Raw genomic sequence first — 20532 nt, 5'->3', positions numbered from 1 at the left:
TCTCAGTGCAAATGTAAAGCTTAATCCAACCATCAAAGAAGCTTCCGATAGAGTCGGGCTGTTCAGATAACAAAGTATTAAATAATTTTTATAGTGTTATATTTTAATAAAGTTTAGAGAATAAAAAACCCTTACAAGTGAACTGACCCCCAAAAGTTGTGTCCAACTTATGGGGGTCAGTTCACAAGCCTTTGGCTGTAAGGGTTTTTTTGTTTTGGCTCTATTATCAACTAAACTCAATAACTAAAGTAAGCTAATCAAAGTTGGTTTATAGGTTGATATGATAGTAAATATTTTTCCTTCACCGAGAGTCATATTTAATAGCAATCAACCCAAATTGATTTTAGTTATCAAAATCTAATAAATTATAATTAGCTCCTTACATTACAGCTTCTGAAGTGACAATTACTTGGTTTTCCTCAACAGTATCTCCTTTCCACTTCTCAGTCTGATCAACTATTTTGGCACCAACTAAATCACCAACAACGTTGCCAAAAGTGAAAATCATATCTACTAAAATATTAATACCTGCTGTAAGTGCAACGATTTCAATCGGTAAGCCTGCTTGTGTAAAGACAATAGACATGCCAATTAATCCAGCTCCTGGCACGCCAGCAGTACCAACAGCTGCCATAGTACCTATTATAACGATAGTAGCTAACTCTGGCGTTGATAACGTCATACCCATAATTTCTGCGGCAAAAATAACTGCAACACCAAATCGTATTGCTGTACCATTCATATTTATTGTTGCGCCGATAGGCAATGTGAGCTTTGCAACTCGTTCACCAATACCAGCCTTTTCTGCACATTTAATAGTAACTGGTAAAGTACCGATGCTACTACTGGTGACAAATGATGTAAAAGCAGCTTCTTTAATATCCTTGTAGAATTGGATAACTTTAATACCAAACACTTTCATCATTATTGGGAACGCAACTCCAACCAGGATAATTACTCCAAGGTAGGAAGTGCCGATAAATTTCCCAAGAGCGATAGCAGTGTCTAGTCCTTGAGTTCCAAATGTATTAGCCGTAATACCTAACACTCCAATAGGCGCATATATCAAGATACCATTAAGGATTTTAGATATTACTTCGTTACAAGCTTCGAGGAGTTTAAATAAGAACTCTCCCATTTCTTGCTGTTTTTTATCCAATGAATGGCGCATAAACAAAATAGCTAAGCCAGCTATGACGGAAACAAAAACTACTGCTAGAATATTGCCTTGAGCAAGAGCATTAAAAATATTACTCGGCACCATATTCAGTATTGTATCTATAAAGGAGGGGCGAACAGGAGCATCCATAACAACTTCTGTAGGCAAAGAAAAACCAGCCCCTGGGTTTGTGACTTTAGCTAAGATGATGCCGATTACTACTGCAATACCTGTTGAAAAAAGGTAGAAGGGAAATATTTTTAATCCTATACGGCCTAATTCTTTAGGATTTGAGTGATTAACCGCTACCATCAAAGAAAATATTACAAGTGGGATCACGATCATTTTCAATAAGTTTAAAAATAGTGTACCAAGTGGCGCTAGAAAGCTACTATGTTCACCAAGTACAATTCCAAGCAAGATTCCGATTAAAAAGCCGCCGGTCATTTTGACCATGAACGACATACTCATGTACCAACGCCAAATTTTTCTCATTGCTATCTCCGATTATTTACAATACTTAATACATATTGCAAAAGCGATGTTATTGAGATGGTCAAGAGAATATTGTGATTGTAGACATTCCATTGTCCACTCCTTTTTGATGTAAATTAATTTTAGTGTAGCTAGGAGAGTACTGTGACTGTAGACAATTCCATTGCCTACTTCTGTGTAGCTCATATTTTTCAGCTATAGGCTTGCACAATTATTGTTTGCATACCTAAGAGCAGAATCTATATATGATTTAAAGATATTAAACATCATAAATTGTTGGAACAAGCGAATAAAATTATGGAAAGCATTCCTTTTTTTCTTACTGATGGATATATACAATTATAACTAATGTTTTGGATTAAGAATAAATTATGAAAACTGATACGAGTAGTTCTTTGGGTTTTAGAGCTTATCCTTCAACTAAAGCTTTACAATGCTTTGAGACTGCTGCTAGGCATTCTAGCTTTACCTATGCTGCTCAAGAAATGCACATGACTCAAAGTGCAGTTAGTAAACAAGTGACTCAGTTAGAAGAGATGTTAAATACGGCCTTGTTTTATCGAACATCAAGGCAGATTTCTTTAACACCTGCAGGCAAGGTTTATTATGTTGAAGTGTTGAACATCTTAAAGCTTATTGAGGTGGCGACCACTAATTTACTGTCACACAATGATGATAGCGAACTACTTAGAGTCGTCTCGCATCCTACCTTATGTTCCCGTTGGTTGATTCCTGCTTTGAAGGGACTTAGTGAAGAGCACCCTTTAATTAACTTAGAGATAATAGAGCAGGTAGGACCGTTCTTTTCAGAAGATCAAAATGTAGATATTGCCTTTTTATACGGTACGGGAATTTGGGATGGAATGGAGACTGTTAAGTTATTCGATGAATATAGTATTGCTGTCTGTAATCCGACATATTTCCAGAATTTAGATATGTGTTTCAAAAACATAGATAACTATAATTTCATACAGTTTAACTCAAGGCCTAATGCATGGTATGAATACTTTAAGCAGCAGGACCTTAATATTGAAGGAACAATCGATGGGCCACGTTTTGATACCTTTCAAGCTTGTATTTCAGCAGCTTTAGCTGGCTACGGTATAGCTTTAGTTCCATCTCATTTTATAAAGTCTGAGTTGCAGTCTAAAAACCTGGTAAAGGTATTTGATTATGTAATGCAAGGTCGAGGCTCATACTATGTTACATATCCACTATCCTTAGGTAACTCTTACAAAGTAAGGACGGTTTTGGAGTGGCTTTCAAATTATATCGAAAGTTATACTGAGCCTAGTAACGAATAGAAATTAACTTTCTAACCATTATTGCGTATATGGAGTTGATCCTAAATTAATACCTTATCAAACATCTATTTAAATCAAAAACAATTACTTTTTAGTTCTAGTAAAAACACAGTTTTGATTGATTTATATCTCTCAAAGTCAATATAGTTGGCTAATTGGGTCTGCTATTTTTAATAATACTGCAGTATGAAATTATTGCTGCAATGAATAAAAGGAATGCAAGCACAACTATTATTCGTTTGTTGAGTAGCTGATATTTTGTTGAAATGAGTATCTAACTTAAGGAAGAGAAAAGAGCTCATGGATAAGATGTATAGCGTTACTGATGCTTTTACAATGGTACACCCAGTAACATTGACTAGAGGCGTTAATGCAGAAGTTTGGGACACCAATGACCGGTGCTATATCGATTTTGTCGGTGGTATAGGGGTCTTAAATTTTGGACATTGTCATCCTCATATTGTTAGTGCGATTATTAACCAAACCCAATCCCTCATTCATTACGCCTATAATGCGGCCGCTCATACACCGTATCAAACTTTTATGCCGCGATTATGTGAACTCATACCTATTAGTGGTGAGCTTGCAGGTATGCTAACTAACTGTGGTGCAGAAGCTACCGAGAATGCCATAAAAGTTGCTCGTCTCAAAACCAATCGTGTCGGCGTCATCGCTTTTGATGGTGGCTTTCATGGACGTACACTTGCTGCTGTTAATCTGAATGGTAAGGTTGCTCCCTATAAGCGTGGGCTAGGGCCTTTGGCGAGCTGCGTCTACCATATTCCTTTTCCCAGCCCAGATAATGAAGTTAGTGATCAGCAGGCCATTGATGCCTTAAACCGCTTATTTGAAGTAGAAACGGATGTCAACAATATTGGCGCCATTATCGCAGAGCCCGTACAAGGTGAAGGTGGTTTCCAATTAATGTCGCCATCATTCGCTAAATATCTACGTGCTTTCTGTGATGACCACGGTATTTTGCTGATTATGGATGAAATTCAATCAGGCTATGGTCGTACAGGGTCACCATTTGCATTTCCGCACTTAGGCATTGAACCGGATATGATACTACTAGGTAAAAGTATCGCAGGAGGATTGCCTTTAGGTGCTGTAGTAGGTAAAGCTAGTGTGATGAATGGCTTACCTAAAGGTAGCTTGGGAGGTACTTATTCAGGTAATCCGGTTGCTTGTGCAGCAGCGAATGCAACTATAGATATCATGCAAGAGAATGAGATATGGGAATCTGCCAATCAATATACACAAACGATTGAGAATACCATTGCTCAGTGGCAAGAAGAAGGCGTTTCGCCTTGGTTGTATGGTCTCACTGGTATTGGTGCTATGCGCGGTATTGAGCTTCGTCATTCTGAATACGGCACTCATCCGAGTATAATGGCGCGCGTTTTAAACCAAGCGCGTGAGCAGGGCCTATTGCTCATGCCTAGTGGTAAGCATCGACATGTTATTCGTCTGTTACCACCACTGACTATAGAGCCTGAAACGCTAAAAGCCGGCCTTGATATCTTAAAGAAGGTACTCGGCGCTATTCCTGATGAAAACCCCGCTGTCTAGTCTGCACTGCTAATGGTTGTTGCCTTCGCAGTTTATATCTGTATTTAAGATTTAAAAAAGGATAAATACTTATGAACAATAATAAAAATGTTATGGAAAGCAATAAGTTAAAGGGTAGCAATGCTATTCGCCATGAGTTCTCAATGGCCATGTCAGCCATGTATCAATCTGAAGTTCCATTGTATGGTGACTTGCTCGATTTAGTCGCTGAAGTAAATACGGAGGTGTTGAGCCAACATCCAGAGATTAAGGAGCAGTTAGAGCATACTGGAGAGATTGATAGAATTAGCATGGAGCGTCACGGAGCGATTAGATTGGGAACGGCGGCTGAGCTCCATATGATGCGTCGTCTCTTTGCTGTCATGGGTATGTATCCTGTTGGCTATTATGATTTAGCACCCGCTGGCGTGCCAGTTCACTCTACGGCTTTTCGGGCCATTGATTCGCAAGACTTAAATCAAAGCCCATTTAGAGTTTTCACCTCTTTATTGCGTCTAGATTTAATTGGTGATGAGATATTAAAAAAAGAAGCTATAGATGCATTAGCTAATCGTCAAATATTTACCGCTAATGTTATTAGTCTTATCGAGAGCTTTGAAGAACAAGGTAGTTTAACCTTAGAAGAAGGTAATCAGTTTGTCAAAGAAGCATTAGAAACTTTTCGCTGGCATGACAAAACGCCTGTTTCAAAGAAACTCTATCAGCGCTTGTTAGAGCAGCATGGACTTATTGCTGATGTCATCGGTTTTAAAGGTCCGCATATCAATCATTTAACACCTAGAACATTAGATATAGATACTGTGCAGCAAGGTATGCTGGCAAAAGGCATTCCGCCAAAAGCAATTATCGAAGGGCCGCCAAAGCGAAATTGTCCAATTTTATTAAGACAGACAAGCTTTAAAGCGCTAGAAGAAACGGTTAGCTTCAAAAACCCAGAAGGTGACTATGAAAAGGGTCATCATACTGCGCGCTTTGGTGAAATTGAACAGCGCGGTGTAGCTTTGACACCAAAGGGTAGATCGCTATATGACCAATTGCTCAATCAAGCTCGTGAACAACTGGGCGTGACGCCTAATGAAAACAATGCAGTAGAGTATTATCAAATCTTAGAAAGTGTATTTGAAGCTTTTCCTGATGACTATCGAACGCTACATGATGAAGGATTAGCTTATTTTTACTATCAAGCGGTCAATGACTCTCCATATCTAAGTAATGCGGACTCTGAGTTAAATCTAAATTCTTTAGAAGAAAGTTATTTGGATGACTCTATCTCAAAGCAAACCATGACTCAATTGATTGAGCAGGGTATTGTTCGTCTTGAGCCCATCGTTTATGAGGACTTTTTACCAGTAAGCGCTGCAGGAATTTTTCAGTCTAATCTGCACGATGATAAACAAAGCAGTTATGAAGGTAATTCAAATCAAAACGAATTTGAAAAAGCACTTGGAGTACATGTATATGATGAATTAGCTTTGTATGCTGATCAACAAGCTAAAAGCATTCACGAATGCTTATGTAGATTAAAATCTTCTATTTAAATACTCGGTACATATAATTTACTATTACTAGATGAATTTCATTAATCTAGTAATAGCTTCATAAACCTAATTCATTGTATTAGGAAGTGTTTTTAGTGAATAAACTTCTGAAAGTTTTAATAGACAGTCATCAGTTCGACCCCAGCCAAATAAAAATCGATAGCGAGAGCTTAGAGCATTGGGGTAAAGACTGGACCAAGCATTTCGCCCCTGCGGCCTCCGCTATTGTCTTTCCAAAAACTACTGAGCAAGTGCAAGCTATCGTACTGTTAGCTAATGAGCACAACGTAGTATTAACGCCAAGTGGCGGGCGAACCGGCCTCTCTGCTGGCGCCGTAGCGGCTAATGGCGAGATTGTCGTTAGCATGGATAAGATGAATAAAATCGGCACCTTCTATCCCGCTGATCGTATGGTTGAGATTGAAGCTGGCGTCGTCACCGAACAACTACAGCAGTTCGCTGAATCGAAAGACTTATACTATCCGGTTGATTTTGCCTCAGCAGGTTCAAGCCAAATCGGTGGCAATATCGGCACTAACGCAGGTGGTATCAAAGTTATTCGCTATGGCATGACCCGTCAATGGATTATGGGCTTGACCGTGGTTACTGGTAAAGGCGATATCTTGCATCTTAACCGCGGTATGGTGAAAAATGCTACCGGTTATGATCTAAGGCAGTTATTTATTGGCAGTGAAGGTACTTTAGGGTTAGTCACTCACGCTCAGATTAAGCTAGACCGCTTACCACAAGACTTAAATGTCATGGTGCTTGGCATGGATAGCTTTAATGATGTGATGAATGTGCTATCTGCTTTTCAAGCCAAGATTGATCTCACGGCGTTTGAGTTTTTTGATGATGTGGCGATTGATAAGCTAATGGCTCATGGTCAAGTACAAGAGCCATTTGAGTCGCGCACTAAGTTCTATACTTTGCTAGAGTTTGAAGCGCCATACGAGCCGATTATGGACAAAGCCATGGCCATCTTTGAAGAGTGTATGCAGCAAGGTTGGGTGGTTGATGGAGTCATGAGCCAGAACCTCACGCAAGCGACAGAACTCTGGAAGCTGCGTGAATACATCTCTGAGACCATCTCAGTATTCACTCCGTATAAAAACGACGTCTCAGTGCTGATCAGTTATGTCCCTGACTTTATCGAAGAGATTGATGAGATTGTCAGCAGCAATTACCCTGACTTTGAAGTCTGCTGGTTTGGTCATATTGGCGATGGTAATTTGCATTTAAATATCTTAAAGCCTGAAAACATGAGTAAAGATGACTTCTTTAGCGAATGTCAGATCGTTAATAAATACGTGTTTGAGACGGTGCAGAAATATGGTGGCTCAGTATCTGCCGAGCATGGCGTGGGTATGACCAAAAAGCCCTATCTACAATACAGCCGTAGTCCGCTTGAGATTGATTATTTGAAACAAGTCAAAAAAGTATTTGATCCTAATAATATTATGAATCGAGGTAAGATTTTTGATATGTGAATGATTGAATCAAACCCTGATATTAAAAACATCACCTAAGAAAACTAAACTTCATGCCTAAGCCCTACATGCTATATAAATATTAGCATTTAGGGCTTTTTTGACCTATCGAGGTAAAGTGGATTTATTAGATGTATAGATATTATAGGTATTCCTATCACCATAAGATTAAAGGCTCTATCATCTGGTAAGTTATATTTTAAATGGTTGTCATAAGCTAGAATTAGCCAAGTCCTTCTTTACTCGAGTGCAAGACAGCAGGATATAATTGTGCCTCTTCAATTCTCGACTAATTAGTCCTATCAGCTTTATACCCTTAATGGTTTAGTAACGAGCCAGCCTGTTATTGCTTTGAGATATTGACTGTAAGAAGTATTAGAACTTTGAGTTTGATAGATTTCAAATATACTAGCCTCCAGCTTATAAAGAACATTATTATGCCTATGGCAAAACAATCGTCATAAGTCTATTATTAAGTACATAGTATTTATCCAATTTTATATCTAAAAAAGACAAATTAAATAACATCGAAGCTTTAATAAGTGAATGATATAGAGGATCTCCCTTTGAACACTTTTTCTCAATCAGCATCTAGTCATAACGTACTCTCAGATAATACACAAGTTAATGAATATCTACCTATTACCCAGTCAAGTACACAAGGGCAATCACCTAATCGATTACTCCGTGTAGCATTGATTAATAGCTATCTAAAAGGTCAAGCTCATCTACTAAATGTTGATAACAACTGTATTTTAACAGGGCATAACTCCGCTGGTAAAACGACTCTAATGGGAGCTATTGCTCCATTTTATGGCGTACCCTTGAGTGCTATTGCCAGAAAGTCTGAAGTGAACAAAAGCTTTATTGAGTTTTATCTACCTTATGATAATAGCTATATCGTTTATGAATACGTACGAGATGGTCAATCACGTTGTGTCATCTTAAGTAGTCAGGATAAAAAGCAGATATTTAACTTTATAAATAGTAGTTATAAAGAGGATTGGTTTATCGGTAAAAGAAATGATGAGCTTTACTTTAAAACAAGCTCAGAGGTCATGCATGCTATTAAGTCGCGAGGACTACAGGTATCAAGTAATATCAGTCAGCTAGAGTATGAAGCGATTATTAGCAACTGCCCAATGAAGCGCTTAAAAATAACATCTGCACAAGCTCGTAGAACCATTGCGAAATATCGTCCTGATTATGCGCTTACGTCAGATCCACACGCCACATTTTTTGGTTTTTCTCCTATTGTTAATAATGTTTTTCAAACTCAGCTGGAATTTGATGATATATGTGCTTTTTTAGTAGAAGCTATGAAAACGCAGGACATGCTAAGTAGTGATGAGCTGAAGTTAGATGCGGTAAATATTGATACCGCCAAATGGGTGCGTCAGCGTGAAACGTGGCAACAAATAGAAGCGCTTAAACCAAAATTTGAGACATTAATCCAATCTTTAAGTGACAATATTGCTCATCAACAGCAGCTTGCTGACATAAGACATAAAGCTTCGATCTTATTATCCAAGATTGGTAATGAAGTCATTGATAAGAGTGAAGAAAATAAAGCGCTTGATAATCAATATAGTAATGTGGAAAGAGAAGCCCGTGATAAAGAAACCATGTGGTATTCGGCTAAAGGTAAACTAGACTCGAATATTAAGCTAGCGGCAAATGAGATAGTGAATCTTGAAAATAAAAAAGAGGCGTTTGAAAAAGGAACTCAAGATAAGTATAAATATGAGCCTATGTTTAAGTTAAAAGAGCGTGTTGCGCAAATAGATAGTTTGCAATCGCAAAAGAGCAACAAACAACAGACCTTGACAGTCTATCAACAGCAATTAAAAGAAGCAGAAACAAACTTAGAGAAAATTCAAGCCATATTTAAAGATGAAGTTCGCAACCTTGAAAAAACGTACGATGAGGCAGTCAATAGAATCGATAAAGCCAAGAGTGCGACTGATTTAGAGTTTAGTGAAAAAAAACGACATATAGAAAATAGATTGTCTAACGAGAAGCAACGCGTGCAGTCGCAATTTCGGATACAAAGCGAAAACGTAAAAAACGAGATTAGCCAAACTAAAATAGAGATAGCGACTAAGCAAGCAAAGGCTGGCAATCTAGCACTGAGTCAGTCCTCACGAAACGCTATTGATAACAATATTAGCGAAATAGCCAGCTTGCGTAAAACGCTAAAAGGCGACCAATTCCAGCTAAAAAAGGCACAGGCAGATCAAGCCAATATAAAAAATGAGATAGATAACCAGTTAAATCAACAACGTCTCATTAATGACACCATTAACAAGCATCAAGATGACAAGCTACACCTAGAATCTTTAGTACAAGGTGATACCTTATTTAGCTTTTTGATCCAAAGCGAAGCAAACGACAAGCTATATCATACCGTTAATCAAATACGTAAAACAATTAATCCTACGCTGTTAAGCCGCGCGGATTTAAACCCTGATTGGCTAGCAGATGGTGAAGAGTATAGCGTAGTTGATACTGATCATGAGGGTTTGTACGGTCTAAGGCTTAATACTAATGCTATACCAACCCCGGATATCCGTACTCATGCTGACATTGCCCAAGAAATACTGAGCCATGAGCAACAGATAGAATCAAGCAATACTGATTTGGCTGAACTAGGGAATACGCTCAATAAATTGAATAAACGCAAAAAACAAAATGGTCAAGAGATAACTCAATTACAGCTTACTGAACAAAAAATAGAAAATGAAATTGAAGTTTTAGAGGATCATGCACGTTATCTACATATTCAAGCAGAAGACGAGAGGCAAAAGCGTATATCAGAGATGCAAAATCAAATAAAAATGTTAGCTGATCAGCTAACCCATCTCAATATAGAACTGGAAGCTCTAGACTTAGAAGAGCAAAATCAGTTGAGTGCATTAGATGAGACTCATACGATTGATAGTGATAAATTAAACCAAGAAAAGCAGGAACGTTTAGAGGATTTAAAAACCCAATCAGATAAAGCTAAAGAACAGTATAAAATTCTCTTAGCTGAAGCGACAGAACGTAAAAGTCAAGCAGTCGAAGACGAAGGCTATGACCCTAGTGTTCTAAATAGCATAAATGCTGATATTGAGTTTTTAGACTCGGAGCTTTTAACTGCTGAACGAGCAAAGCGTCGCATTGATGATTACCATGTATTTATTGAAAAAGAATATGCCGAGCTAGTAGGGCTTGAAAGCAAGAAAAATGAGTTGGAGAAAAGCCTAATCACACAGCAACACGCTCATGAGAAATATGCTGCGGAGACCGGGAAATTACTAAGTGAGTTACAAGCAAAAATAACTAAGACTGCCGAAAGACTGAGTGTGTTAGAGGCGGATAAAACCAATCTAACCTCGCAGCTTAAAAAGCTAGAGTTAACGTTAAATTCTGCTTTAATCGACGTGAATACTTATTCATCTGAAGCAGAAAGTCGCTTACTTGAAGAAGATGTCCATTTGCAAACAGAGCGCATCTTACGCGGTATACAAAATAATATAGAGTTGGCAGACACTACGATAAAGCAGGGGGTTAAGCTGGTTGATACCATCAAAAAACCCTTCTTTAATAATGAGTCGATGTTTCAAGCATTATTGTCTCAATCTGACATCACAGGTAGAACGACAGAAACCAACTGGTTTTTACAGTCCAGATTTTTTATGGACTATATGAACAACGAACACGAAAGTAAAAAAGAGATGATCGTTGGGCATTATATAGTAGAAGCTGAAAAAATAAATAATTTCAAATATGACTTAGATAACGCCGATAATAATTTAAATAAGTTTACTCGAAATATTAATAAAAACTGCTCCGATATTTGTGACAACTTAAATGCCTTAGCAATCGAAGAGTTTAAGATGAGTATCAGTTCAAGCATAAAAGATAATGAGTGGTATAAAGTGCTCGATGATTTTTCTGAAGCATATGATAATTGGCGGGGCTCTGAGCGCATTAATCAACCTATGCCAAGTGAGTGAGCCCATCCCGAATTCTGTGTAACTGCCATTTAGATTAAATGCCTGCTGATGCGATCATCAAACATAATCATAAAGCGATTAAGAGCAGACGTCCAGTTACGGATTGGCATCGACCACTTTTTGGATGCCTGCTGGGTTGCTAGATAGACTACCTTGAAAGCTGCGTGATCAGATGGGAACACCTTACGCTTATTCACCGCTGTCCGAATCACACTGTTCAGTGACTCAATAGCATTGGTAGTGTATATGACTTTTCTGATGTCTTTCGGATACTCAAAGAACACCGTTAAGCCCTCCCAGTTATTGCGCCAAGACTTGACCACGTGCGGGTAATCTTTGCCCCAAGTCTCATCAAAGTGCTCAAGATTGGCCTCTGCCATCTCAAGGGTATCAGCGCCGTAAATGGCCTTTAAATCAGCCGCTACGGCCTTTTTATCCGTCCACGGCACAAACTTCATTGAATAGCGCACCATGTGTACGATACACAGCTGAACCTGTGCCTTTGGATAGACGGTGTTAATGGCATCAGGGAAGCCCTTTAGACCGTCAACACAAGCGATTAAGATGTCTTGTACGCCACGGTTTTGAAGCTCGGTAAGAACACCTAGCCAGAACTTAGCGCCTTCATTCTCTGAGAGCCACATACCAAGCAGCTCTTTTTTACCGTTAAGGTTAACGCCTAGGGCTAAGTAAATGGCTTTGTTGATGATCTGCTTGTCTTGACGTATCTTCACGACGATGCAGTCTAGATAGACGATAGGATAAACACTGCTCAGCGGCCGGTTCTGCCAAGCGGTGATGTCCTCTAATATGTTATCGGTGACTCTTGAGACAAGAGAGCTTGAGATGTCGACATCGTAGAGCTCTTTAATGCTCTCTACGATCTCAGTGGTGGTTTGACCCTTGGCGTAAAGGAATATGATTTTATCATCGAGACCTGAGATACGGGTTTGATGCTTACTAACGAGTACAGGCTCAAAGCTGCTATCACGGTCTCTTGGGGTAGAGATTTCAAGATCGCCTGTATCACTGCGGACGGTCTTTTTAGTGTGTCCGTTGCGCTTGTTTGGTTTATCTGCTTTCTCATGCTTGGGGTAGCCGAGATGGTCTTCCATCTCAGCCTCTAAGGCAGTATCGATAAAGGATTGCATGAGCTGCTTTTGGAAGTCTTTGATGTCATCAAAGCTTTTCATGCTACCAGCCATTTGCTCGGCCAGTTTTTTAATGTCAGATTGAGTAGTCATTGCTTATTCTCCTGTTAATGGATTATAAGCAGTTACACAGTTTTTAGGAAACTCCCAAGTGAGTATTTACTTGCCAGCCTAGATAAAGTGCAGCACTTTATTGGGCAGAATAAATTGAATGTTAAATTTGCCCAGCAGTTCTCAATGGATCTGATGGTCAAGCAACATGGTCAATCGCCAAGAACTGCAACGAAAACCAATTCATTTAAAGCGTTGTCATCTAACGGTACCATGCGTATAGCTCAACTTATTATTTACTTGTCTTTACTATCTATGATTTCAACGGCTACTAATACTGAGCTCAAGCTATTTATTGATGAAATCGGTGTGCTTGATCCACAAAATACTCAAGAACTATTAGAACTGCTTAAGAGCCAGAGAGTCTCTGCTATGTGCGCCGCGCCTCAAGTTGTTGATGATGCGGTTATCCCTTTATTCACTAATAACATTGCCTGTAGTCGTGATAAAAGTAATACCTATAGACTGTCTCAAACCGATGACTTATCCTCCCTAACTCAAGAAGCCATTATGGAAGCTCACGGAGTCTTTGACTTATGATTGAGATGACGATTGCTAGAAAACTCTTACAAAATAAATTTATTTGTCTCATTACGGATGAAGAGGGCTATCACTGGTTAAAAACGCCTGATAACTTTGAGCGTATGACAGCTATTTTAGAACCACTAGGTATGAGGTTAACTACCTTTAGCGAAGGTGACGTCTTTGCTGGTATCAACGTTGCCGTAGATGAGACGGATAAAAAAAGAGTCGTCAAAGAATTCGAAGATATTCATTACAATATTTATCCTATCATCGATATATTGACAGCGCTGGCTAGTGCTGATGAAGATGGCGATACCCTATATATGGGAAAAATAATAAAGCAGGATAAGTTGGTAATCACCGTTAACGATAACCAAGAGTTTGCAACACGCTTAAAAAAATTGGCAGAGTTTACTAATAGTGTTAATAAACCCAACGATGAGCAAGTGGGAGCATTACTTAACAAACTACAAAAAGATGAACTTCTTTACCTGGTTAATCCTGAGAAAAAGGTATACCGAGTAACGGGAAAGATGGAGTATATCAATCGTATTATTGAGTTTATCAATGAGAACTACTTAGAAAAGGAGAGTGAAACACACACTCAACAGGGACTTGATCTATGAGCCGTGGTGGACAATTAGCCGAGGACAAAATTCGCGATTTAGGCCGAGCGACCGAAAGCCGCGCCGACTTGCTATTACAAGCTTATCTGTCTGAGTTATCTATTGAGGACAGTCAATCAACCAAGCATTATCGAACGCTACGTGATTGCGGTGTCATCCAAGAAGGTCTAGATACCATAACGATTAGTAAAGAGATGAGACGCATCTTCGATATCATGGCAAAAAAATCCCATCGTTTGCATGTAATGCCTGATATAGAGGAGTGGAAACGCAATATAGAGCATTATAGTAAACTTGCACTAAATGCATCATACGAGGTGGATGAGGCGAGTAATGAGCAAGGTTTTTTAGACACTATCGAAGATTATAGTTATGAATTGGCTGATGCGCTTATTCAAGAGATGGCGAGTATAGAGTTCACGATTAATTCAGAATTAAACAACACGTTTAACCTGAAATCAAAACGCATCATACTAGATACACTCACACAAAAAATAAAGTCACAAATAGAAAAGGTGCAAAGCCTTAGCCGAGAAGAGTTGCATAAATGCCATGTCGGTAACTATAAAGTTTCTATGATACTAGACAACCTTCTTTTTGGTACTATCGACCAATGTATTAAAGAGTTAACGATTAGTCTAGATAAAACCGTCATTCTTATTGATAAGTTAAAGAAAGAACAAACACGTCAAAACGAGATGTTATGGCGACTTCATCGTCATATCCGTAACGGCCAATATAATCCTAAAGATGTGGTATTAAGTTTTGATGACTTGGTATCTCATAACTTAGCTTTCGGTGGCATGGCAGTTTATACTCAGCTAACCAATGTTGACGTAGAGGAGGGTAAGTTCCTACTGCTCGGCTTGCTTGATAAGATGTCACCACCTAAACGCGCACTCAAAGATAGTGTGAGTAATCATTATGATTATCCCTTATTACACGTCGATAATGATAATACGAGTAAGCCACTACTGAGTGAAGAACAACGCTGGGCGTATGACTTCATGAAATACAACAATACGGATGATATAAATAAGAATCTGTCTGTCAGACAATTTTGGGAGCAGTTTGAAGTCAATCGTATTATCAAATTCAAATCGTTTTTAGCCTTAGTTATGCATATTTGTAAAAGCAATTTTAGGGACGATGCCATCGTGCACACCAAAGAGGGTTATCAATGGAAACTGTACCTTAAGACCAAGACACCATCAGAGCTTTGTAATACCATACGTATTTTCGATGCGCGCTATATAAGATATAAAGTAGTAGATAACGAACCTAGTTTGGATAAGGTATGGAGATGATATGGAGCCAAGACTTGCTAATAAGTTAGCTCAAAAACGAACATTGAAAACCTTACGTGATGGTTTGCTCAAACGCACGAAGGTATTCGCTTATCGTAATGAAGACAATATTTTTTATATGTTGTGTCAGCATGATAAGACGATTGGATATTCAGCAGGCAAAAAAATATACCTGTCTGATATGGGTTGGCAAAGCATTATTAATTTAGTAAAAGCTGTAACGGGCGTTAACCTTATTTCAGATGATATTGACGTTTTATCCCAAAAGGGACGATTAGAAAATAGCACCATAATGGCTGACGAGAAAATATTGAGTAGATTGCCAACGCAAGGGTTTGTTCTATGTCGTTTATTAGGTAGTGCAGAGACGCTAAGTCAGACAACAGACCACTTCGCTAGTCAATCAACACCATTACGGTCTTATTTAGGTGTGCATATAAACCATATTTCAAATTGGGACATAGGTACAATTGTAGTGATTGAAAACTTTGCATCTTTTACTGAGTTCACTGAATCTCATTTAAGCTCAATAGAGGGTGTAAGTAACAATGGAATGGTATTGCTTATCTACAGAGGACACGATGATAAAAACATCTATAGTGTCGCAACAGAGATATCACGCTTGAGCTGTCCTAAATATATCTTTGCGGATTATGATTTAGCAGGCTTGCAATTGGCCGAAGTTATTGCTGAACGTATCAAAGCCGCAGGCTATATCTTACCCAAAGGCGCTATGCACAATCAGAGACTGTTAAAGCTAAATAAAATAGCAGAGCGTGAAAAACAGTCTGCTACTACTATCAAAGACTCAGTATTACAGCCATATATGAATGATATGAAAGCTAGATTTTTGGCGGTCACTCAAGAGGCTTTGATGGCGCATGAGGTGGAGCTGGAGGTTGTTGATAGGGAGTAATCAACCAAAAAATATTACTCGCAGGTATAGATAGCTATTAGAGATTTATTAGAATACTCACTTTGTCTAGTGCTGACGCCTCTCTTCAAAGCTTTATTGTCTGCTGCGATTGACATTTCGTAACGTGCCCTTATACAGAGTTTTAATTTTCCACGTAGAAAAATTTGCTAGGGAAACATTCGCTAAGTTCAATCTCGCTTAAGTTATTGGTCTCTATGACTGTGTGAAGTTCGGTTTTACTTATCCATATATTGTGAATACTTTTATCTTCATGTATGGGATAAAGTCTATCATGATATAAGGGTCAACCCCATGACGTTTCAAGCTCTAGGAAAGTTCACCTTTACCAAGGATCCATATTAGTCCAAGCATAAACGTAACCGAGAACCTCTAAGCTATTTATTTTGGATTTAGAAATTTTCTCATCTGGATATTCCTTGTTCTTACATTGTAGTAGCAAACCACCATCAGACTGACTAAATAGTGCTCTTACCCCGTAAAAGCCATCCCTTCTTATTAGGTAAAACTTGCCGTTTTTTATGGTGCGTTTAGTTAAATCTATTGAACATTGTGCACTAATGGTAATTATTGGCTCCATGCTACGATCTTCCTGATTATAGAATAGGGTCTTACCTAAGTTGGTATTCGTCCGTTCAGAAATTTCAGACTGCGGTTTTAATGACTGTTCTACATATTTATAGTCTTCTATAAATTTGATTAAGTTAGGATATTCATCTATATATTCTAAAACTAACTTGTTTTCAATAAAGTCATCCGCTCTTTCCTCCCATTCCAGCCAATCTTCATACTCTTCTATCTCACGCTCTTGTTCAGCAGAAAGCTGATATTGCTGTTCAATTTTTTCGTATTCACTAAACATTTTAGACTCAAACTCTTCCTGTAAAAATCTAATACTATAGGGGAGCTCAGGATCTAAACCTAGCTTTGCAATGTAATAGTCTCTTTCGCCTTCTTGAATAGAATCAATATAGTCCATGGCGTCATCAATATCTGCATATGAACTATAAGGATGCTCACCATTTAGTAACCAATACTCTGACTCATCTAAAACCTGAGAGAGACGCAGCAGATATTCACCACTTGGTTTAGCTTTACCGGCTAACCATTTCGACACGCTACTTTTCGAAACTCCTGTAGTTTTTACAATATCAACCTGCTTGAGTTTCTTCTCTCTCATAGATTCTCTAATTCTATTAGCAATCTGGCTTAAATCATTACTCACGTTATTCTTCCCAAATTATAAAAAGTTTCCTAAGTATATTTTAGCATAAGAAACTTTTAGAGGGAATAAAATAAGTTTTGATAACTATCATAACCCGTTATTCAGAGATATTTCTTAAATTAATACTAGTTTATGAATTTCAGAGAAACTTTTCGTTGCATTTAAAAGTTTCTTGTGTAAACTATAAGTATGAGTATTTAGAAATAACTAACTACATTTATCGGGATAAACTTTATGTATCGCAAAAAAACTTGGGCTGAATACACAGATGATGAAAAAGAGCTTTTAAAGCAAAAAGTTAGTGAAGCTGATGAGAATACCCCTTTTTCGCCTGAATTTGCAGCCGCTTACATTGGCAAATCATTGCACACACTGCAGCATATGCGTTGTCACCAATCAAACACCATCATATACAGTAAGGTAGGCCGGCATGTTTTGTATCGTAAAAAACATTTAGATGAGTATCTTGATAACTGTGAAAAATCATCTACAAGCAGTTATTAGATATGCAATCGATTTATAAAAAATATAAGTTTAAGAGGTTAAAAATGGAACGTTTTAGAAAATATCCAATAACTTTCAATAGCTTATATTTAAAATCTTTAGATCAGGCTGGGTGGAAATATGAGTAATCTACTGATAAACGAACCGCCATTACAAGTATTGCCCTCACTTGCCAATAAGATAGGGCTTAATGAAGCGATCGTTTTGCAACAAGTACATTACTGGCTTGCTCACGCCAAGACAAAATATGATGGGAAAATGTGGATTTATAAAACATTTGAACGATGGTATGAGCAGGATTTTAAGTTTTGGAGCAAAAGAACAATTGAGCGTATATTTAAAAAATTAACTGACATGGGTTTATTATTAGTAGAAAAACTGGCGGACAACAAACAAAACCGAGTTAATTTCTATACGATTAATTATGAAGAATTGAATAGGATTAGCGCAGACTTAGGTAAAAAACCGCTTGAAAGTACAGAAAATAAGCATAACGACAAATTGTCTAAATCCAATACGACAGATTGTCATGATGGATCGCGACAGATTGACGATGCGGATAACGTCAGCTTGGCATCATCCATCATGACGACAGACTGTCGTGATGTTAAAGAGAATAAAGAAGAGACTAATAAAGAAAATACAGAAGAAAGCGTTGTCGCCTCTTTTGATGATTTTGATAGTCGATATGAAGTATATAAATACCATTTACAGGTGGCAGGTCTATTACCCATATCTGGATTCATCAATGAGCAAGAGTTAAGGCCAACTCTTTACGAGTTCCATTCATACTGGTTTGAAAAAAATCTTAGTGACTCGATGCGCATTGCTAAGCTAATCAGCTTATTTCAGAAAATGGGTAAAGAGCGAATCAAAAAGTTTAAAACCGACCTTGATGATGCTCAGTTACACCCTAGCCATATACCTATTGAAACAATCGCAACAGCCAAAAAACAGCATGACCCTGAAAGAATAGCCGCCATGATTACTGCCGCTGAAGCGAAAACTGAGAAGAAATAATGAGTAATTTATACAACCATAGTCTCGAGCAATCTATAATCTCTACGCTTATCTCAACTGATAATTCATATCAGAAAGTTGCGGGCAAAATAAAAGCAAACGACTTTTATTCAGAAGCGCATCAACTAATATTTGAGTCTGTCGAGTCATTGGTTGCATCTGGAAAGCCGTACGACACAGTAATGATTATCGATAAATTATTAGCTGATAAGAGAAACAAATCTGTCATCGAATATATGAATGAACTGCTAATAGCTGCATCATCAATTTTTAATATTGAAAGCTACATAGAGCGCTTAATTGATTTATCGCAACGTAGAAAAATCAGTGAATGTTATGAGAGAGCAAAACTTAAAATTGCTAACTTTGATTTAGCGCCTATCGATTCTTGGAGCTTAACGGCTGAAGATGTTAATACAGTAATGCAGGGAACAGTCAGTGAGGGTTACTCAAGCATTGACCAACTTATAGAAAACTTTGTAGAGGATCTAAAACACAATGCCACTGTAGGCGTTGCACCAAACATTAAAACAGGGTTAGTAGAGCTCGATAATAAAACAATGATTATGAATGGTGAGATGGTTGTTATTGCAGCTCGTCCCTCAATGGGTAAAACCACCTTAGGGCAGACCATCGCTATAAACATTTCTCAAAATGAAGACGGTGTTGTTGTATTCTTCAGCCTTGAGATGCCAAAAGCTAGTATTGTTAAGCGTTTAGTAAGCAGTATGGCTAACATACATATGAGCAAAGTGTTTAGCGGACAAAATCTAAATACACAGGATTGGGAAGGTATCATGAGTAACAAAAAGCGCATCGAGGCGTTACCGATGATTATTGATGACCGTAGTGGCATCACTACAGGACAGATGCGAGCCACATTAAACCGCATACGCCAAAAACACGGCAGAATATCGGCAATCCTAGTAGATTACATTCAGTTGATCCGGGCTAATAATCTAAAAGACAATCGAGAAGGGCAGATTAGAGACATATCGTCAGCTTTAAAAGGATTCGCTAAAGAATTTGATTGTCCAATGCTTGCGCTATCGCAGCTTAATCGTAGTTTAGAAAATCGAGATAACAAACGTCCGATTATGAGCGATTTACGAGATTCAGGCTCTATTGAGCAAGATGCTGATCATATCATCTTTGTCTATCGTGACGAGGTTTATAACGAAAAGTCAGTTCAAAAAGGCATTGCTGAGTTGATTATTGGCAAGCAGCGTAACGGCTCGATTGGTACTGTTAAAGCTAAGTTTGAGGGAGAATACAGTCGTTTCGCTGATCTCGCTTAAAGCTAGTGTTAAGAAATCCACAAAATTAACTTCACACAAAGCCCTGCATACTATCTTAGCATGCAGGGTATTTTAAATTTATCAAACCCCAATTTTCACAGAGCCACCTGGCAAATCTCATTATTATCAATTTGTAGGGGACGCATTGTGAACACTGACTTAGAGGTTCTATCAATATAGCGTATTCATGTTTTGAGGTGTAATAGACAAAATTCAGGCTAAAAACTAGCGGTTAATCTCTAATGGACATTTTTCAGGCTAATTAGCAGAGT

General features: G+C 38.2%; 15 protein-coding genes. 12 read left to right on the top strand and 3 right to left on the bottom strand.

All coding sequences use genetic code 11. From position 1 onward, the window contains the following. Positions 1–379: 379 nt before the first annotated feature. A complete protein-coding gene (locus tag QO187_RS10625) occupies positions 380–1630 on the bottom strand; it encodes a dicarboxylate/amino acid:cation symporter (protein WP_371548313.1) in 1251 nt (416 codons plus the stop codon). A gap of 395 nt (positions 1631–2025) precedes the next feature. On the opposite strand from QO187_RS10625, the gene QO187_RS10620 reads away from it, so the two are divergent. The 5 genes from QO187_RS10620 to QO187_RS10600 all read left to right on the top strand — a co-directional run bounded on the left by QO187_RS10620 (position 2026) and on the right by QO187_RS10600 (position 11559). Further along, complete coding sequence (locus QO187_RS10620; protein WP_371548311.1) at positions 2026–2958, top strand: LysR substrate-binding domain-containing protein; 933 nt, start codon at positions 2026–2028, stop codon at positions 2956–2958. Positions 2959–3258: 300 nt separating this feature from the next. Beyond that, positions 3259–4530 (top strand): aspartate aminotransferase family protein, encoded by a 1272-nt coding sequence (locus QO187_RS10615; protein WP_371548309.1) that lies wholly within the window; start codon positions 3259–3261, stop codon positions 4528–4530. Positions 4531–4601: 71 nt separating this feature from the next. Further along, a complete protein-coding gene (locus tag QO187_RS10610; RefSeq protein WP_371548307.1) occupies positions 4602–6068 on the top strand; it encodes a VOC family protein in 1467 nt (488 codons plus the stop codon). 95 nt (positions 6069–6163) lie between these two features. After that, positions 6164–7558: an FAD-binding oxidoreductase gene (locus QO187_RS10605; protein ID WP_371548305.1), complete on the top strand. Its 1395-nt coding sequence runs from the start codon at positions 6164–6166 to the stop codon at positions 7556–7558. 542 nt (positions 7559–8100) lie between these two features. Next, entirely contained in the window at positions 8101–11559 is a 3459-nt protein-coding gene (locus QO187_RS10600; RefSeq protein WP_371548303.1) for an ATP-binding protein, read from the top strand. Between the two features lie 29 nt (positions 11560–11588). Here QO187_RS10600 and QO187_RS10595 read toward each other — a convergent pair whose 3' ends face one another. Next, complete coding sequence (locus QO187_RS10595) at positions 11589–12803, bottom strand: IS256 family transposase (RefSeq protein ID WP_201510430.1); 1215 nt, start codon at positions 12801–12803, stop codon at positions 11589–11591. Positions 12804–12824: 21 nt separating this feature from the next. On the opposite strand from QO187_RS10595, the gene QO187_RS10590 reads away from it, so the two are divergent. The 4 genes from QO187_RS10590 to QO187_RS10575 are packed head-to-tail and all read left to right on the top strand — an operon-like array spanning position 12825 to position 16195. Beyond that, complete coding sequence (locus QO187_RS10590; RefSeq protein ID WP_371548333.1) at positions 12825–13361, top strand: ATP-binding protein; 537 nt, start codon at positions 12825–12827, stop codon at positions 13359–13361. After that, complete coding sequence (locus tag QO187_RS10585; protein WP_371548301.1) at positions 13358–13972, top strand: hypothetical protein; 615 nt, start codon at positions 13358–13360, stop codon at positions 13970–13972. Before QO187_RS10590 ends, QO187_RS10585 begins: the two co-directional genes overlap by 4 nt. After that, positions 13969–15279 (top strand): hypothetical protein, encoded by a 1311-nt coding sequence (locus tag QO187_RS10580; RefSeq protein ID WP_371548300.1) that lies wholly within the window; start codon positions 13969–13971, stop codon positions 15277–15279. Before QO187_RS10585 ends, QO187_RS10580 begins: the two co-directional genes overlap by 4 nt. Position 15280: 1 nt before the next feature. Then, complete coding sequence (locus tag QO187_RS10575) at positions 15281–16195, top strand: hypothetical protein (RefSeq protein WP_371548298.1); 915 nt, start codon at positions 15281–15283, stop codon at positions 16193–16195. A gap of 343 nt (positions 16196–16538) precedes the next feature. Here the strand turns inward: QO187_RS10575 and QO187_RS10570 are convergent, their stop codons facing one another. After that, positions 16539–17438 (bottom strand): XRE family transcriptional regulator, encoded by a 900-nt coding sequence (locus QO187_RS10570; protein WP_371548296.1) that lies wholly within the window; start codon positions 17436–17438, stop codon positions 16539–16541. Positions 17439–17672: 234 nt separating this feature from the next. On the opposite strand from QO187_RS10570, the gene QO187_RS10565 reads away from it, so the two are divergent. From QO187_RS10565 to dnaB, 3 genes are all read left to right on the top strand, one after another. Beyond that, the gene (locus tag QO187_RS10565) at positions 17673–17942 is read left to right on the top strand and encodes a helix-turn-helix domain-containing protein (protein WP_371548294.1); all 270 of its coding nucleotides are present in this window, start codon (positions 17673–17675) and stop codon (positions 17940–17942) included. Positions 17943–18062: 120 nt separating this feature from the next. Then, the gene (locus QO187_RS10560; protein ID WP_371548292.1) at positions 18063–18962 is read left to right on the top strand and encodes a hypothetical protein; all 900 of its coding nucleotides are present in this window, start codon (positions 18063–18065) and stop codon (positions 18960–18962) included. After that, positions 18962–20260 carry a replicative DNA helicase gene (gene dnaB, locus QO187_RS10555; RefSeq protein WP_371548290.1) on the top strand — a complete coding sequence of 433 codons (1299 nt, stop codon included), beginning with the start codon at positions 18962–18964 and terminating at the stop codon, positions 20258–20260. The genes QO187_RS10560 and dnaB overlap by 1 nt, the downstream gene beginning before the upstream one ends. The last annotated feature ends 272 nt before the right edge of the window (positions 20261–20532 follow it).

Origin of the sequence: Psychrobacter sp. Arc9, from assembly GCF_041431295.1 — a bacterium.
Lineage (GTDB): Bacteria > Pseudomonadota > Gammaproteobacteria > Pseudomonadales > Moraxellaceae > Psychrobacter.
Note: the sequence above shows the minus strand (reverse complement) of the source record. Positions and strands in the feature narration are given on the sequence as shown.

Bases quoted from the DNA above. Each gene is read 5' to 3' on its own strand.
- QO187_RS10625 (WP_371548313.1), bottom strand. From the start codon at position 1,630: ATGAGTATGTCGTTCATGGTCAAAATGACCGGCGGCTTTTTAATCGGA.
- QO187_RS10620 (WP_371548311.1), top strand. From the start codon at position 2,026: ATGAAAACTGATACGAGTAGTTCTTTGGGTTTTAGAGCTTATCCTTCA.
- QO187_RS10615 (WP_371548309.1), top strand. From the start codon at position 3,259: ATGGATAAGATGTATAGCGTTACTGATGCTTTTACAATGGTACACCCA.
- QO187_RS10610 (WP_371548307.1), top strand. From the start codon at position 4,602: ATGAACAATAATAAAAATGTTATGGAAAGCAATAAGTTAAAGGGTAGC.
- QO187_RS10595 (WP_201510430.1), bottom strand. From the start codon at position 12,803: ATGACTACTCAATCTGACATTAAAAAACTGGCCGAGCAAATGGCTGGT.
- QO187_RS10585 (WP_371548301.1), top strand. From the start codon at position 13,358: ATGATTGAGATGACGATTGCTAGAAAACTCTTACAAAATAAATTTATT.
- QO187_RS10580 (WP_371548300.1), top strand. From the start codon at position 13,969: ATGAGCCGTGGTGGACAATTAGCCGAGGACAAAATTCGCGATTTAGGC.
- QO187_RS10575 (WP_371548298.1), top strand. From the start codon at position 15,281: ATGGAGCCAAGACTTGCTAATAAGTTAGCTCAAAAACGAACATTGAAA.
- QO187_RS10565 (WP_371548294.1), top strand. From the start codon at position 17,673: ATGTATCGCAAAAAAACTTGGGCTGAATACACAGATGATGAAAAAGAG.
- QO187_RS10560 (WP_371548292.1), top strand. From the start codon at position 18,063: ATGAGTAATCTACTGATAAACGAACCGCCATTACAAGTATTGCCCTCA.
- dnaB (WP_371548290.1), top strand. From the start codon at position 18,962: ATGAGTAATTTATACAACCATAGTCTCGAGCAATCTATAATCTCTACG.